The sequence below is a fragment of the Leptospira alexanderi serovar Manhao 3 str. L 60 genome (genome assembly GCF_000243815.2).
Lineage (GTDB): Bacteria > Spirochaetota > Leptospiria > Leptospirales > Leptospiraceae > Leptospira > Leptospira alexanderi.
The window spans coordinates 47501-63050 of record NZ_AHMT02000020.1 but is presented as its reverse complement, the minus strand read 5'-3'; the positions used below and the strand labels follow the sequence as shown (position 1 = coordinate 63050).

At 40.9% G+C, this 15550-nt stretch carries 10 protein-coding genes and 1 pseudogene (1 of these 11 only partly in view); 8 read left to right on the top strand and 3 right to left on the bottom strand.

What is annotated here, in order from left to right:
- Positions 1 to 7 precede the first annotated feature (7 nt).
- From LEP1GSC062_RS07360 to LEP1GSC062_RS07345, 4 genes are read left to right on the top strand one after another with little or no spacing between them, the layout of a single operon-like run.
- Entirely contained in the window at positions 8 to 5362 is a 5355-nt protein-coding gene (locus tag LEP1GSC062_RS07360; protein WP_020983834.1) for an AAA family ATPase, read from the top strand.
- A gap of 37 nt (positions 5363 to 5399) precedes the next feature.
- The gene (locus tag LEP1GSC062_RS07355; RefSeq protein ID WP_004500278.1) at positions 5400 to 5954 is read left to right on the top strand and encodes a SiaB family protein kinase; all 555 of its coding nucleotides are present in this window, start codon (positions 5400 to 5402) and stop codon (positions 5952 to 5954) included.
- Between the two features lie 2 nt (positions 5955 to 5956).
- Complete coding sequence (locus LEP1GSC062_RS07350; RefSeq protein WP_002722704.1) at positions 5957 to 6331, top strand: DUF1987 domain-containing protein; 375 nt, start codon at positions 5957 to 5959, stop codon at positions 6329 to 6331.
- A gap of 24 nt (positions 6332 to 6355) precedes the next feature.
- Positions 6356 to 7816 carry an adenylate/guanylate cyclase domain-containing protein gene (locus LEP1GSC062_RS07345; RefSeq protein ID WP_010578661.1) on the top strand — a complete coding sequence of 487 codons (1461 nt, stop codon included), beginning with the start codon at positions 6356 to 6358 and terminating at the stop codon, positions 7814 to 7816.
- A 212-nt stretch (positions 7817 to 8028) separates the two neighbouring features.
- Here the strand turns inward: LEP1GSC062_RS07345 and LEP1GSC062_RS07340 are convergent, their stop codons facing one another.
- Both LEP1GSC062_RS07340 and LEP1GSC062_RS07335 read right to left on the bottom strand, forming a co-directional pair.
- Positions 8029 to 8487: a VOC family protein gene (locus tag LEP1GSC062_RS07340; protein ID WP_010578660.1), complete on the bottom strand. Its 459-nt coding sequence runs from the start codon at positions 8485 to 8487 to the stop codon at positions 8029 to 8031.
- A gap of 170 nt (positions 8488 to 8657) precedes the next feature.
- Positions 8658 to 9745, bottom strand: a pseudogene (locus LEP1GSC062_RS07335) (endonuclease/exonuclease/phosphatase family protein).
- A gap of 125 nt (positions 9746 to 9870) precedes the next feature.
- Here LEP1GSC062_RS07335 and LEP1GSC062_RS07325 point away from each other — a divergent pair.
- Entirely contained in the window at positions 9871 to 10869 is a 999-nt protein-coding gene (locus LEP1GSC062_RS07325) for a hypothetical protein (RefSeq protein ID WP_039941477.1), read from the top strand.
- Between the two features lie 243 nt (positions 10870 to 11112).
- Here LEP1GSC062_RS07325 and LEP1GSC062_RS07320 read toward each other — a convergent pair whose 3' ends face one another.
- Positions 11113 to 12063, bottom strand: coding sequence for an alpha/beta hydrolase (locus LEP1GSC062_RS07320; RefSeq protein ID WP_020983842.1), 951 nt, complete (start codon positions 12061 to 12063; stop codon positions 11113 to 11115).
- Between the two features lie 267 nt (positions 12064 to 12330).
- Between LEP1GSC062_RS07320 and LEP1GSC062_RS07315 the strand changes: the two genes are divergently transcribed.
- The 3 genes from LEP1GSC062_RS07315 to LEP1GSC062_RS07305 form a co-directional block, all read left to right on the top strand.
- The gene (locus tag LEP1GSC062_RS07315) at positions 12331 to 13719 is read left to right on the top strand and encodes an MFS transporter (protein WP_039941497.1); all 1389 of its coding nucleotides are present in this window, start codon (positions 12331 to 12333) and stop codon (positions 13717 to 13719) included.
- On the top strand, positions 13720 to 14415 hold the full coding sequence (gene mtnC / locus LEP1GSC062_RS07310; RefSeq protein ID WP_010578655.1) for an acireductone synthase: 696 nt from the start codon (positions 13720 to 13722) through the stop codon (positions 14413 to 14415).
- Positions 14416 to 14575: 160 nt separating this feature from the next.
- A protein-coding gene (locus LEP1GSC062_RS07305; RefSeq protein ID WP_020983858.1) for a tetratricopeptide repeat protein crosses the window boundary here: on the top strand, positions 14576 to 15550 show its 5' portion. Its footprint extends 237 nt past the window's final position; only the first 975 of its 1212 coding nucleotides appear in the window; it begins with the start codon at positions 14576 to 14578; its stop codon lies off the right edge, out of view.

Below are 15550 nucleotides of genomic sequence, written 5' to 3'. Positions count from 1 at the left end.
GATACGTATGAAAATAGAAGGTTACGAAATAAAAGAAAGAATGAACACGGACTCGTCCACGGAGGTTTACAAGGCCGTACGATCGAAGGACGGAATCAACGTAATCATTAAGTACATCCCGATCCTGGACGAATTGCATCCTGCTGTCGTAAATTTGAGAAACGAATATGAAATTTTGAACTATCTCTCATCCGATAAAATGATTCAAGCCTTTGGAATGGAGAAAATTCCGGAAGGGTTCACCCTTATCTTGGAATTCGTTCCCGGAGAATCACTCAAACAGTTTTCCAAAAAAAAACCGGTCAACCTAAACGACTTTTTCAAAATCGCGATCGACCTCACCGAAAAACTCGGAGAAATCCATAATAAAAAAGTAATACACAAAGATTTAAAGCCGGATAACATCATATTCAATCCGGATGAAGACATTTTAAGAATCGTAGACTTCGGGATTTCTACCCGACTCTCCAAAGAAGAAACTTCCTGGTCCAATCCAAATCGCCTCGAAGGAAGCATTCACTATGTTTCTCCGGAGCAAACCGGCAGGATGAATCGTTCCGTGGATTACAGAAGCGATTTTTATTCCCTCGGAGTCACTTTCTACGAACTTCTCACCGGAAAACTTCCCTTTGAAAGCGAAGACCTTCTGGAACTGGTTCACTTCCATCTCGCAAAATCCCCGATCGATCCGCGTAAAGTCCGCGGCGAAATCCCGGAAGCCCTTTCTCATGTCGTATTAAAACTTCTTTCAAAAACCGCGGAGGAAAGATACCAAACCTCGGAAGGACTCAAATCGGACTTGGAGATCATCCGAGACAAATGGCTGGAGTCGGGGGACGTTCCCAGTTTTCCGCTTGGCTCCACGGATTATTCTCACGAATTCAAAATTCCTCAAAAACTCTACGGAAGAGAGGGATACATCGAAGCGTTGTTAAACGAATTCAAACGCATGACGGAAACCGGAAGGACCAGCGTCGTCCTGATAGCGGGCTATTCCGGAGTTGGTAAATCCTCTCTCGTCAAAGAGATCAACAAACCTCTTACGGAATCAAAAGGTTATTCCATTTCCGGAAAATTCGATCAGTACAATCGTAACGTTCCTTTCAGTGCAATCATTCAAGTATTTTCCAATCTGATCGAACAAATTCTGACGGAATCTCCGGAAAGAATCGAAGACTGGAAAAACAAAATCCGCACCACTCTGGGTGCAAACGGAAAGGTTATAACCGACGTTTTGCCGGAACTCGAATTTATCATCGGAGAACAGCCCCCCGTAGCGGAGTTAGGACCTCAGGAAAATGCGAACCGTTTTTATTTGGTATTTCAAAATTTTATAAAAATCTTCGCCAATCAAGATCATCCGCTTGCCATCTTTTTAGACGATTTACAATGGGCCGACACATCTTCTCTGGAGCTTGTCAAGAATCTAATCGAAGACGCCTCTGTAAATTATATTTTTCTAATATTAGCTTATAGAGACAACGAAGTGGACTCCACACATCCTTTTTCCACTCTGATAACGGGTTTGGAAAAGGAAGGATTCCGTCTGGATAAAATTCTACTCAAACCTTTAAGTCTGGAAAACGTAAACGAACTTTTGTCGGACAGTTTACGGAAACCGATCGAAGAAACCCTAAGTTTCGCCGAAATCGTATATTCGAAAACAAGAGGAAATCCGTTCTTCATCAACGAACTGCTGAAACAATTGTCCAAAGAGGAAGTCATCTCTTATCAACAAGGAAGTTCCACAATCTCGGGAGGATGGGTCTGGGATCTCGATAAGATCAAAAAGACGGATATTTCGGATAATGTGGTCGATCTTCTCTTAAAAAGAATCAAAAAGCTCTCCCCTAGAACCCAGGAAACTTTAAAATTCGCATCCTGTATCGGAAGCAATTTCGATCTCGGAATCCAATCCAAAATTTTGGGCGCGACTTTGAAGGAAACCGCGGCGGCGCTTATGGAAACCATGGAAGAGGAATTGATCGTTCCGATCGGAGACAACTACCGACTCGTGGATTCCATGGTAGAAATAGAAGAAAATCAGGATAAGAATTTCCAAATTGCAAAGTCGATCCAATTCCGCTTTCAACACGACCGAGTGCAACAAGCAAGTTACGAACTTTTGAACGAGGATCAAAAACGATCCTTACGTCTTAAGATCGGCAGAATTCTTCTGGAAAACTTAAATGAAAAAGCTTTGGAAGATTCGATCTTTGACGTGGTTAACCACTTGAACACCGGTTCCTCGCTCGTTACGGAAAATTCCGAAAAAAAAGAATTAATACAGTTGAATCTTCAAGCCGCACAAAAAGCGAAACTCTCCGCGGCTTATAAACCATCGAAATTGTATTCGGAAAAAGCGAGAGAACTTCTACTCTCTCTTTCCAAATCGGGTAAAGACGACAAGGGACTTTGGGAGAAGGAGTACGACCTTGCTTATGCGGTTCACAAAGAACTCGCCGAAGCTCTTTACCTCAATGGGAACTTCGAAGAATCCCAGGAGATGATTCAGAATATTCTAAAGCAGGCAAAAACTCCCGTGGAACAAGCGGAAGCATACAACTTGCTGATGATCGAATATTCCGCCCAAGGTAAATACGATCTCGCAATGCCGACCGTAATCAATGCCTTAAAGCCTTTGGGAATCGAACTCCCGATTTCCGGTTTCGAAAAGGTGGTAAAAAAAGAAATCGAAGAAGCAAAAAAGAATCTCAAAAATAGAAACATAACATCTCTGTTAGACGCTCCTCTAATGACGGACCCGAATCACATCTGGGCCGTGAATCTTTTGATCAGCGCTATTCCGATGGCTTACAACAAAGAACCTGCTCTTTTTCCGGTAATCTGTCTGAAGATGGCGAACCTTTTGTTGAAATACGGAAACCTTTCCGATTCGTACGGATATTCTTGTTACGGAATGGTACTCGTCGGAAAACTAGGGGATTATAAAGGTGCATACGACTTCTGCGAACTCGCAGTAAAACTCAGCGAAAAATATATGAACTCGGGCGGATATACCAAAGCGGCAAACATTCTCGCGAACTATTCTTCCTCTTTTGTAAAACACCTTAAGTTTTCCGAAGAAGTCAACATCAAGTGCGTTCAAGCTGCTTTGGATTCCGGAGAATTTTTACACGGAAGTTATGCCGCGATGAACGACGCTTCCAATGTGATGTTTCAAGGAAAGAACCTGGAAATCCTAAAACCAAAGATCAATCAACTCCTCAAGTTCGTAAGAAAAGTAAAAAACAATCTTGCGATTGATACAATCCTCGGGACCATTCTCATTCTTTCCAATTTAAGAGGGGAAACAGGAAGTCATCTCGACTTCTCTTCGAGCGAATATCTGGAAAAAGAGTACATCGATCTCTGCAACGACCACCAAAGTTTGGCTCCGATCTGCACCTTTAAAGTGATGAAGGTTCGTTCCCTTTTAATGTACGGAGAATATCAACTCGCGCTTCAGGAAGCGGAAGAAGCGAACAGAATGATTCTCTATCTCGGAGGTCAATACGGCCCGCTGGAACACAACTTTTTATATTCCCTCGCCTTGGCCGCAAACTACAAAAAAGTTTCCCCCGATCTCAAAAAAGAATATTTAAAAAAGATTCAGGAGAATCAGAAACAACTTTTCATCCTAGCCGAAAGTTGTCCCGAAAACTTTTACCACAAATATCTACTCGTAGACGCGGAACTAGCAAAACTCGAATACAAAAACTGGAAAGCCGCAAGGACTTACGAAGCCGCAATTCGAGAAGCGAGAAAGAACGAGTTTCAAAACGACGAAGCTCTCGCCTGCGAGAACGCCGCGATGTTCTGGCTATCCAAAGGCAGCGTCAAGATCGCCGGAGAATTCATCAACGAAGCATTCCATCGTTACGGACTTTGGGGAGCCAACCTCAAACAAAGTATGCTCAAATCCAAGTTTCCGGAATTCATCCGTGAAAGAGGAACCGGATTACTGCGCACCCATCGAACGATTTCCAGCACAACAGCGGCCGCAACCGAAGTGTATTCGGGCCAGACCTTGGATCTTCAATCCGTATTAAAAAGTTCCACGGCGATTTCCGGAGAGATCAAACTGGAAAATCTTTTGGACAAATTGATGAAGATCGTAATCGAAAACGCCGGGGCACAAAGAGGCGTACTCATCTTGAAAAAGGAAGGAAAACTTTATGTGGAAGCCGAAGGTTCGATTTCCAAAGACGACGTGGAAGTATTGACCGGAGTCCCTCTCGGCAGTAGCAAAAATCTTCCGATATCCCTCATCTATTATGTGGAAAGGACCAAGGAAAACCTTGTTTTAAGAAACGCAAATCAGGACGAAAAATTCAACAAAGACGAATATATCAAAAATTTTAAAACGAAATCGATTCTCTGTGCGCCGGTCATCAAACAAGGGGAAATTTCTGGAATTCTCTATCTAGAAAATAATCTTTCGGAAGGAGCCTTTACTTCGGATCGACTTCAGATTATGAATATCCTTTCTTCTCAAGCTGCAATCTCCATCGATAACGCATTACTTTATGCGAATATGGAGGAAAAGGTCAGAGAAAGAACCAGAGAATTGGCTCAAGCAAACGCGGATCTGGAACTTAAGAATCAGCGTATTACGGACAGCATCGCATATTCTTTGAATATTCAACAGGCGATTCTTCCTTCGGATGATACTCTCGCGAAAAACTTACGCGAACAGTTCGTTTTATTCAGACCGAAAGACATCGTATCTGGAGATTTTTACTGGTTTAGCAAAAAAGAAGGATCCGTTTTCCTTGCGGCAGTCGATTGTACTGGACATGGGGTTCCCGGCGCATTAATGTCCATGATAGGAAATACCCTACTCAATCAGATCGTAAACGAGGCGGGAATCAAAGATCCGGGAAAAGTTCTGGAACATTTAAACCGAAATGTACGACAAGCCTTAAAACAAGACACTTTAGGCGCAAACTCGTTAGATGGAATGGATATTTGTTTCTGTCGAATTGACGAGGATAAAGTACTGTTCGCTGGCGCTAAAAGACCGCTCTATTTTTCAAAAGGTGACAAAATCGAAGAAATCAAAGGCGACAGACATTCGATCGGTGGAAGACAAAAAGAAGATTCCAGAACATATTCCACTCGTGAAGTAAAATTGGAAAAGGGAAAATCCACTATGTTTTACCTCACAACGGACGGATATATGGATCAACCGAATCCCCAAAGACAAAGAATCACGAGCAAAGGTTTAATAAGGCATTTAGAAAGCGTTCTCTCTTTACCCGCACACGAACAAAAGGAAAGACTCTCCACCTTTTTGGATGAATATCAAGCGGGAGAGGTTCAGAGAGACGACATAACTTTGATTGGATTTAGAATTTAATCAAGCAAGCAAAATTACAGGAGTATGTTAAAACGAAATGATAGAAAATAATTCCCTAGAATTGTTTAAACAATATAGAAATGCCTACGATTATCAATTCATTGTTTCCTTCAAAGGCCGTTTATCGCAAGAGGTTCTGACGGAATTCGGTTCGATGATTCGGACTTCCTTAAGTACTGAATCGAAAATTAAAAAAATCTTTGCAGTTTTCATCGAACTCGCTCAGAATATGTTACACTATTCCGCGGAAAGAAAAGTTCTCGAAGATGGAAGAGAAAGCGGCGTTGGCATCATTATGGTTGATGAAAAATCGATTGGCTATAATATTTCAGCCGGAAATCTTGTATTAAATGAAAAAATCGAATTACTAAAAAGTAAATGTGAAAAAATTAATTCTATGTCAAGGGATGAGTTAAAGGCTTATTACCAACGACAGTTGCGCTCAAACAGACCCGAAGAAAGTAAAGGTGCGGGTGTAGGTTTAATCGATATTGCAAGAAAGTCGGATGGACCTCTTTCCTACGATATCTCGCCGGTGGACGATAAACACTCGTTCTTCACACTTTCTGTATATTTTACAAAGGAAAATTAAGAATGGAATCACTGCATATTCAGCAGACCAAAACCTCTCCGGAAGTAATCTTAGACACGGAACAGGGATTGATCGAAATTATCGGAGAATCTTATCCTGAAAATGCGATCGCATTTTACAAACCCGTATTCGATTGGTTAAACGCGATGATGAATTCAAAATCGCAGGTTCAAGTAAAATTTCAGTTAGATTATTTCAATACGAGTTCGTCTAAAGTGATCATGGATATTCTAGATTCTCTCCAAAAATACCACGACCAAAACGGCAAGGTAAAAGTGCTCTGGTTATACAAAGAGGATGACGACGATATGCAAGAGACAGGAGAAGAATTTTCATCCGATCTTTCCCTTCCATTCGAACTTAAATCCTATAAGTAACATAACTTAGCTTTAGAAAGTTACATGGAACCGAAAGACTTCAATTCTTTTTTTGAAAACGAATTTCAATTATTAAGCGAAGTCAACGAAATCTTAGATAAAAAAGAACCCCTCGATCAGGAAGCCCTTTTAAAAGAGCTGAAAAAAATCAGAGAGGCTTACGAATCTCTTTTAAAACAGTCTTCCAAACTCATGAAGATCGGGGATTCCACTCAGAATCGTCTGATTAAAACTCAAACGGAACTGCAGGATTCCAATCAAAGACTTGCGTCTTCCTATCAGAACCTAAAACAGCTGAGCGAAATCGGCCAAATGATCACCGCCAGTCTGGAACCCAAGATCATCCTGACTTCCGTATATGAAAACACAAAGTCCATGCTCTCCATAGATATTCTCGCATTCGGGATCATCGAAGAAGGCAAAAATGAAATCAAATATAAATTCAATTTGATCGAAGGACGTTACACTCCCGCGCCTTCGGTGGATTCTCTTACCGAAGACAACCCCTCTTCTTTTTGTTATCATAACAATCAAGAATTGATTACGAACGATCTCGAAAAGGATTTTCCTCAGTACATTTCCACCATTCAGAAACATTTCGGAGAAAAGATAAGTTCGGTGGTTTATCTTCCTTTGAAAGTAGAGGAAAGATTCATCGGAATTCTTACGATCCAGAGCTACAATAAAAACGAATTCAACGAAAACAAACTCAATATTTTAAGAACCCTTGCCAATTACGTCGCGATCGGAGTGGATAACGCGGACGCATACAAAACCCTTTCCAAAAGGAACCGCGAACTCAAGGATTCTTTAGAAGAAATTAATATGTTAAACAAAGGTTTGGAGAAGGAAAGACAAAAGTCGGAAAGTCTTTTGCTAAACATCCTTCCTAAATCAACCGCGGAAAGATTGAAAGCGGGAGAGAACGTAATCGCGGATTATATTAAGAAGTCCACGGTTCTGTTTGCGGATATAGTCGGTTTTTCAAAACTCTCCACACAAATTCCGACCCCAAACCAGCTGGTCGAAATTCTGAATCAGATCTTCACTTGTTTCGACGACATTGCAAGCAAATACCAACTCGAAAAAATCAAAACAATCGGGGATTGTTATATGATGGCAGGCGGGATTCCAATTCCAACCGAGGATCACGCGGAAAAAATCGCGTTAGCCGCAATCGATATGATTCAGGGACTTAAAAATCTTCAAAAATCTTGGAAATACGAATTCAATATTCGAATCGGTATACACACAGGAGACGTAGTCGCCGGGGTAATCGGTAAAAATAAATTCGTTTACGACCTTTGGGGCGATTCCGTAAACACGGCTTCTAGAATGGAATCTCACGGAGAACCCGGCAAAATACACTGCTCTCAAATGGTTTACGATTCTCTTAAGGACTTATTCACATTTGAAGATAGGGGTATCATCGAAGTCAAAGGTAAAGGCCCGATGAGAACTTTTTTTCTTCTAGGCAAAAAGTAATCTTTTTAAACCGGCCATTCCAAATTCCCTTCAAAAAGAATCTCAAACACCGTTTGTTTTGTCTTACTCATCTCTACATAATAGAGTGTCTAAAATTCTGCGTCTAAATGCAAGATTTGTGCTCAGAGCAACGGTACTCTATTTTATAAGGATCAGTAATATCCGCAAAAAAACGAATATTTAAAATGCTTTATGCGACATTGTTTTAAATTTCAGCCGAGGGCCTTAATTACGTCTGCGGGAGCCTGTACGAGTTCCACAAGCACACCTTCGGACGAGTATGGAAATTCTTCGTTTCCTTTCGGATGAATAAAACATACGTCATATCCCGCGGCGCCTTTACGGATTCCGCCCGGAGTAAAACGAACCCCTTTTGCGGTCAGCCATTCTACGGCCTTGTAAATATCGTTCACCCAAAGTCCGATGTGATTGAGTTTCGGTTCGTGAACCTTTGGACTTTTATTTGAGTCAATCGGTTGCATAATGTCGACTTCGACCGCGTAAGCGCCCTTGCCCATTCTGAGTATATCTTCGTCTACGTTTTCTTTTTCGCTTTTAAACGTTCCTGTTTTTTCAAGTCCGAGGATATCCACCCAAAAAGTTTCGAGTTTCTTTTTGTCTTCTCCGCCCACTGCAATTTGTTGGATTCCCAATATCTTAAAAGGTCTCATGTACGTGTCCGATAAATTCTTTCATCCAAAGAATTATCCTTTCTTGGTTTGGCAATCCTAATTGGTAAACGTTCTATTTATATAGGAGTGTTAATCTTTACTTTTACAAGAAATCTCCGTCATGTTTTTCGTTCCATAGGAAGAAACGTTGAGCTTTTGTTCCAACTACCTCATTCTTTATGGAGTGTTTGATATATTCCAATTTGGGGAAAATGATCCGAAACGGTCCAAAGTATTTCTCCCTGATCCACTTTATATCCTGTTTGTTTTAAGTTGGAAGAATAAAAGATATAATCGATCGTCCGATCGGGTTTTCCAATCGCCGGATCGTTCGGATAATACGTATAGTATTTTTCTTTTCCAGCTCCATTCAAAATATTGAATGGAACGGCGGAGTTCCATCGATCAAAGAGAGGTTTGATTTCCTGCTCATCCGAATAAAAGAAAGCGCCGTTAGGATGCATAAGTTTCCGATCGAACTCGGGAGGAAGTAAATTAAAATCCCCTCCCAACACCCAATAATGTCCTGCGAGATCCAGCTCTTTCAAAAGGCCGGCAATCGTCTCCACCTGTCTGCGCATCGTATCCGTTCCTTGGGAAAATGCATCGAGGTGCGTGTTCAACACAGTAAACTTATCACCACCTTCAATCGGCAGATCGTTTTGAAGAATTGCCCTTTTCAAATTGAATTGGGTAGAGATAGGATCCGCAGGCATAAGCGGTAAAGAATGTCGAATTCCGTCGGAAATTTTATATTTACTCACCGTCGCAAGTTTCATCCCCACACTGCCCCAAATTTTAGGATGCGGAACGAAAAAAGATTTCCAGTAAAAAGCTTCGCTTCTGCACATATAGGCGGGCCCGATCTGAGAAAGAACTCTTTCCAGTTGATCCTCTTCGAAAGTATTCTTGGATCCGTCATGAAGTTCTTGTAAAAGGATCACATCCGGATTTTCCGAACGGATATAGTCGGTTACTTTTTTAAGAGTTTCTTCGATCTCCTCTCGGGAAGGACCAACGTCCGGTCCGTCTCCTTCGGGTAGATCATACCAAAAAACTCTTTTTTTCCGGCAAGATATTGCACGTTCCAGACCAAAAGTTTGACCTTAGAATCCGTTTTCAAGATTGGAGCGTTCTCGTTACAAAGAATATTCGCGGGTTCCGCCTGATCCGGATGATACGTAATCGAATAGACCAAAATCAAAAAGGAACCGAAAAGAATTCCGAATATAGCCGCGATTTTTTTCAACCAACCCATCATTATCTCCTAAAGAACTCAAGCGAAAGACATACGTTCAAAGAGAATAAAATTAGTAAAAGAAAAGCGAGTGTAAAGGATTTTCTTTTTGAAAGGGTGAAATTAAATTGGCCTTAAAACTGAAGATGAAAACATTCTTTACGATTCTATTCCTAATTCTCCTAGTACAAACATCCGTCAATTCGGAAGAACTCGAACTTAAGATCCGTATCAAAAACGGAACCACCGGTAAAGAAGGCAGCATCGAATCTCTTCGAATTATAGCCCTTCAACAAGGGATGATTCCTATTAAAGAAATTGGACCTTCAAAAGGTTTTTTTATCGTCCCGAAACTTTCCGTTCCGGACGGAACGCCCATTCTTCTTCAAGCGAAGTACGCGGGAATCAATTACAACAAAATGGTTCCTCCTGTGCCCGTCCTTCGCTCCGGAGTTCAAGAGATTGTTGTATATGAAAAGACAAAGGAAAAATCTTTCGTGAGAACGAGATCCGCCATGCAAATTTCCAGAGGAAGAAACTTCCTTAGAGTATTTAAGATTTATTTAATATCCAACAATACGATTCCTCCTAAAAGTTTTCAGGACGAGCAAAATCCTTTCGAAATTTTCGTTCCTTCCGAAGCAAGCGAAGTAGTCGGACAGTTGACTCAGGGAGAATCGAAAATGGCAATCCCCCTTCAACTCAAGGACGGCACGAACGGAAAGTTATTAGACAGAGCGATTCTTCCCGGAAGTTCGGAATTACAAATTTCTTATACGATTCCCGCTAGTAATCTTTCCACTGTCACGTTCAAGGATAGGATGCTCGCCGAAAAAGAAGAAGGTTTTAGAGCCGTCTTTTCAAAGCCGCAAGACATGGAAATTTCTTTTATCGGAGCTTCCAAACAGGAAAGAATTCAAGAAGACGTTCCTTCCGACATGAAAGCGTTCAAGGTAGATTACCCTTCCCCCAAATACGAAATTTCCATCTCAGTCTCGGGTGGAGCGCCGATTACGGACACGGACAAAATCAATCGGAAAATAGAAAACGGAACCTGGTCCATGGAACGCTCTTTATTGGGGTTAGTAGCTATATTAGGATTTCTTTTTACTCTTTCTTTCATTTTCGTTTTTAGAAAGAGCTAAAGTCATTTTTCCTACAAACTTATCCGAAAAGGAATTCAGATCCGTTGCGGCATTCGTAAAACTTTCAAAAAAAATCCATTCGAAACTGCAACAAAAACGGAGGTAGATTTAAAACGACTTATCTTTGATATAAGAAAACATCACATCCCGAATTTCCCCCAAAAAATATTTGAAAATCGGAAACAAATACCAAAAATTCACATCCCAAAATCTTTCCGAGAACAAACAAAAAATTCGAAAACGTTAAAGATTCGAAACCGCGTTTTTTTCGTTTCTTTTTTTCTGTGAAGTCGGAATTTCTTTTTTCATCTTTAAGGAAGGATCGGAGTCCACCTTTTCTCTTTGAATGGTTTCTAAAAACGTTTGGATATCGTTCAACACCACATCTCTGTGTTCCGGAAATTCGTTCATCAACTCGTGATAAAGTCCAGGATAAATTTTGATTCTTTTGTTTCTATAAATTAGATTTTTATAAAGTTCCGTAGAACCGTTTACGTCCACAAGCCCGTCTTCCTGGCCGTGAAGGATCAAAACCGGACATCGAAGCACGTTCGCTTTTTTGATCAGTTTAGGCCCGATTTCCAAAAGCTCGCTTCCCATCTTGAGGGAAACCTTTCCATGAACAAGGGGATCCTGTTTGTAGGCCTCGATCACGTCCGGATCGTGGGAAAGATATTGAAAATCCAATTCCGCGTCCACGATGAGGGAAGGAGAAATTTTACTTAAAAAACCAGCCGCGAATTTTTTAAGCTTCTTTTTAAAATCCACTTTCACCATCAGCGCAGGAGAACCTAGAATCAGACCCAGAATATTGTCCTGATTAATTCCCTCCTGAGAATACCGAAGCGCAACGGCTCCTCCGAGCGAATGTCCCAAAAGAAAAAAACGCTCTTTTTTCTCTCTTTTGAAAACCTCGGAAACGAAATCCGCCAGATCTCTCACATATAAATCGAAAGAATCCGCATGTCCCCTTTTTCCCTCCGAATTACCGTGACCTCTCATATCGAAAGAATAGAAATTAATATCACTTCTTGCAAAGTAACGGAGCAAGTTTGCATAACGCCCGCTATGTTCTCCGAAGCCGTGATGAAAGATCACCAATCGATTGGAGTTTGGCTTCGTCCAGGATTGGCAGTACAATTTTGATTTATCGGAACCGGATAAGATATAAAATTCTTTGTGATGAAAGGTCATTATTAATACCGATTTATTTGAGAGAAAAGAATCATTAAAACGATACGGGTCAACTAAATATTATAGAACTGATCAAAAATGATTTTTTTTCATCGTGACGTCATTTTTTTAAAACGTCTCCATAGCCCCGTTGTGCGGTTTGCAACAAGAAATCTCGAATTCCAAAATCAAATTCAAACTTTCCTTGAGTTTTACTTCACTTTCTTCATTGTTTGGATTCGCTTCCTAAAAAAGGAAAAAATCAAACTATATAGAACCGGAGAAAATATGGAAAAAAGACCCTTAAAGAAAAGCACTCTTCGTTTTTTTGGATTGGAAGAATTGGCGAATCACGGATGGAACTCGATTTTAGCATTCTGGATGATTATGGGAATGGCTTTTTTTCTTTTCGCGGATCAGAATCTAATCGCGCCTAACTTAAAAAACATCGGAGCTTCTTTCGGTCTTAATAATCAGAAAGATGTAGATTGGTATATCGGAGGGATTATCCCGATTCTATTCTTCATCCTAGGCGGAGCCGTTTCCGTAAGCATGGGTTATTTATCCCAAAAATATTCACGAAAAACCCTTATCCTCTTTTCCGTATTTTTAGGTGAAATTCCCTGCTTTCTTTCCGGATTCGCGACCAGTTATTCTGAATTCGTAATCTATAGAACTCTTACCGGATTCGGTCTTGGAGGAATATTTCCGCTTCTTTTTACGGTACTCGGGGATTATTTTTCGGACAAATCCAGGTCCACAGCCGCCGCTTATGTTTCTCTTTCGATGGGAATCGGTCTCGGGATAGGCCAACTTCTCGGAGGAGTTTTAGGAAACGCCGATCCGATCAACGGTTGGAGAATGAGTTTTATCTACCTTTCCATTCCTTCTTTCTTTTTTGCGGTCATTTATTGGATCTTCTGTAAGGAGCCGATCCGAGGCGGAGGAGAATCGGAATGGTATGGAATCGCGGAGAAATTTCCAGAAGAAAGTTTTCATCTTCGTTGGAGTGACGTTAGACTCCTTTTCAGAAACAAAACGAACATAGGAATTTTTCTTCAGGGAATTCCGGGTTGCGTTCCCTGGGGAGTTTTTTTCGTATTCTTGGTGGATTATTACGAAACTTCCTATCACCTAGACAAAACGACGGCCACGATGCTTCTTACTTATGCGGCGATCGGTGTGTTTGCCGGAACATTTTTAGGAGGGGTCATCGGACAAAAAATATACAACTATAACAAACGATATCTTCCTATTTTTTGTATGTCCAGCATATTGATCGGAGTTCCGCCCTGTATCTATCTTTTAAAAGCGGAGAACATCGCAAATTCGGGGCTTTTTATCGTAATCAACATCGTCACTGGTTTTATCATATCCGTCACCGGACCGAACGTGAGAGCTACATTAATGAATGTGAATATTCCAAAAAATAGAAGTAGTATGTTCGCACTCTATAATCTCACCGACGACTTAGGAAAGGGACTCGGACCGGCGATGAGCGCGGTGATTTTGGGCCTGACTCCGGGGGACCGTTCTTTAGGGCTTTCCATCTCTGTTCTTTTTTGGATTCCCTGTGCCTTCTTCTGGTTGATTGTATTGAAAAATTTTGAAAAGGACGAAAAAAACGTGCATGATTATCTGGCTTCTGAAGCCGAAAAAATCAAAGGGGCGACCTAATTGGACTTCGAAATCTATCTATTCGACATCGAGGGGACCACAACTCCCATCGAATTCGTTCATAAAATTCTCTTTCCGTATTCTATCGGGAAGTTCGAAACTTTTTTTCGATCGAATTCTCTTGAGAGAGAATGGATCGAAAAATTACTCGAAGAAGGAAAACATGATTCCACGTATTCGGGACAGCTAACGGATTCTCCTCAACATTTGAGCGATTATTGCAAATATCTCGTTTCCGTGGATCGGAAGAGCGAACCTCTCAAAGAAATTCAAGGAAGAATTTGGAAACACGGTTACGAAAATGGAGAACTGAAAAGCTCCCTATTTACGGATGTCCCTTCGTTTTTAAAAAGAATTCAATCCGCCAAAAAGAAATCGGCCGTATATTCCTCCGGAAGCATCCAAGCTCAAAAATTAATTTTTAAATATTCGGACTTGGGAGATTTGACCGGATATTTTTCCGCTTACTTCGATACGGGAATTGGAGGGAAAAGGGAATCTGCGAGTTATTCAAGGATCGCGGAGCAACTGGGAATCGCACCGGAAAAAATCTTATTTTTCACCGATATCAAGGAAGAAGCCGACGCCGCAAGAAGCGCGGAATTTAATACGACTTTACTAGAACGTCCCGGGAATTATCCGCAACCGAAACATTCCCACCCTAAAATTTCTTCTTTCGAAGATTTCAATCCTTAAAGTCCAGTATTAAAAATACGAAAAAAGCTGTCTTAAAAATACTTTATCTTTGTTTAAAATGCCGATTCCAATTATTCTAAGATGTTTTTAAAATAATTTTCAAAAAATCATTTTTGAATCGGCTCCAAAACATTCCAAACACATCTTTTTTCGAAGCAAGATGGAAAAATCGACCGATTCTTATAAGGTGAGACCCTTTCGAATCTTTTTTTCAATCCTTCTTTTTACCTCATCCTTCGGGAAAGTAGACTCAAGAGAACTCGTCTACGCCTTCCGAGAACCGGGCAAACCTGAAAAAGAAAAGATGATTCTTGTGGGCGAGACCGTACTTTATGATAAAGTGAAACCGATCGAAGAAGAAGGAAAAAACAAATATCTCGACATCGGAGTCGATACGAGAGCCGACTTAGTTACGATCAAAATCAATTTCGATCCCGGACTTAGAGTCGGACAAACCTTATATCTTATTGAAAAAGATTTTGATCATAAAAATTACAAAAACGGAAACATCGTCGCACAGATCGAGATCAAGTCTATCTTTCAAACGTCTTTTATCGGTAAAAGAGCGAGAGGAATCGGAAATCTCGGGCTCGTAAAAGATAAAAATCTCATGGTAGCGGCTCCTTTGGTTTCGGAAAAAATAGAACCAGCGGTCGTCGAAAGAAAAAAAGGAGACTACCATTTTTCCAGAAACGAAATCGCGGAATCAATCCGCGCCTACAAACATACAATCAGCTTGGACCCTTCCTCGCCGATGGGCCATTTCCGTTTAGGACTTCTCTATAAAAAAACGGGAGAAGCATACATATCGGCCGGATCGGAATTTTCGATGGCCTGGAAAAATCGTAAACGATTCGCGAACTCGCAGGAAGAACTCGAATTTTATACGGAATACATAGACTACCTCAATCATAAATACGAAACGGAAGGCTTTCAGAATCAGTCCATTCTTTCCAAATCGATGGAGGTCATTCGGGAAGCATTCAAACTAACCGGATCGGATCCAGAACTTCTCATTAATTCTGCTTTAACTTACTATTATCTCTATAGGGAAAAATCCAAATCCGACAAAACTCCGGACCGAGCTTCCGCAAATCGAAAAAGATCGGACGCATATTTCGAAATTTCCGAAAAA

Bases quoted from the DNA above. Each gene is read 5' to 3' on its own strand.
- LEP1GSC062_RS07360 (WP_020983834.1), top strand. From the start codon at position 8: ATGAAAATAGAAGGTTACGAAATAAAAGAAAGAATGAACACGGACTCG.
- LEP1GSC062_RS07355 (WP_004500278.1), top strand. From the start codon at position 5,400: ATGATAGAAAATAATTCCCTAGAATTGTTTAAACAATATAGAAATGCC.
- LEP1GSC062_RS07350 (WP_002722704.1), top strand. From the start codon at position 5,957: ATGGAATCACTGCATATTCAGCAGACCAAAACCTCTCCGGAAGTAATC.
- LEP1GSC062_RS07345 (WP_010578661.1), top strand. From the start codon at position 6,356: ATGGAACCGAAAGACTTCAATTCTTTTTTTGAAAACGAATTTCAATTA.
- LEP1GSC062_RS07340 (WP_010578660.1), bottom strand. From the start codon at position 8,487: ATGAGACCTTTTAAGATATTGGGAATCCAACAAATTGCAGTGGGCGGA.
- LEP1GSC062_RS07325 (WP_039941477.1), top strand. From the start codon at position 9,871: ATGAAAACATTCTTTACGATTCTATTCCTAATTCTCCTAGTACAAACA.
- LEP1GSC062_RS07320 (WP_020983842.1), bottom strand. From the start codon at position 12,063: ATGACCTTTCATCACAAAGAATTTTATATCTTATCCGGTTCCGATAAA.
- LEP1GSC062_RS07315 (WP_039941497.1), top strand. From the start codon at position 12,331: ATGGAAAAAAGACCCTTAAAGAAAAGCACTCTTCGTTTTTTTGGATTG.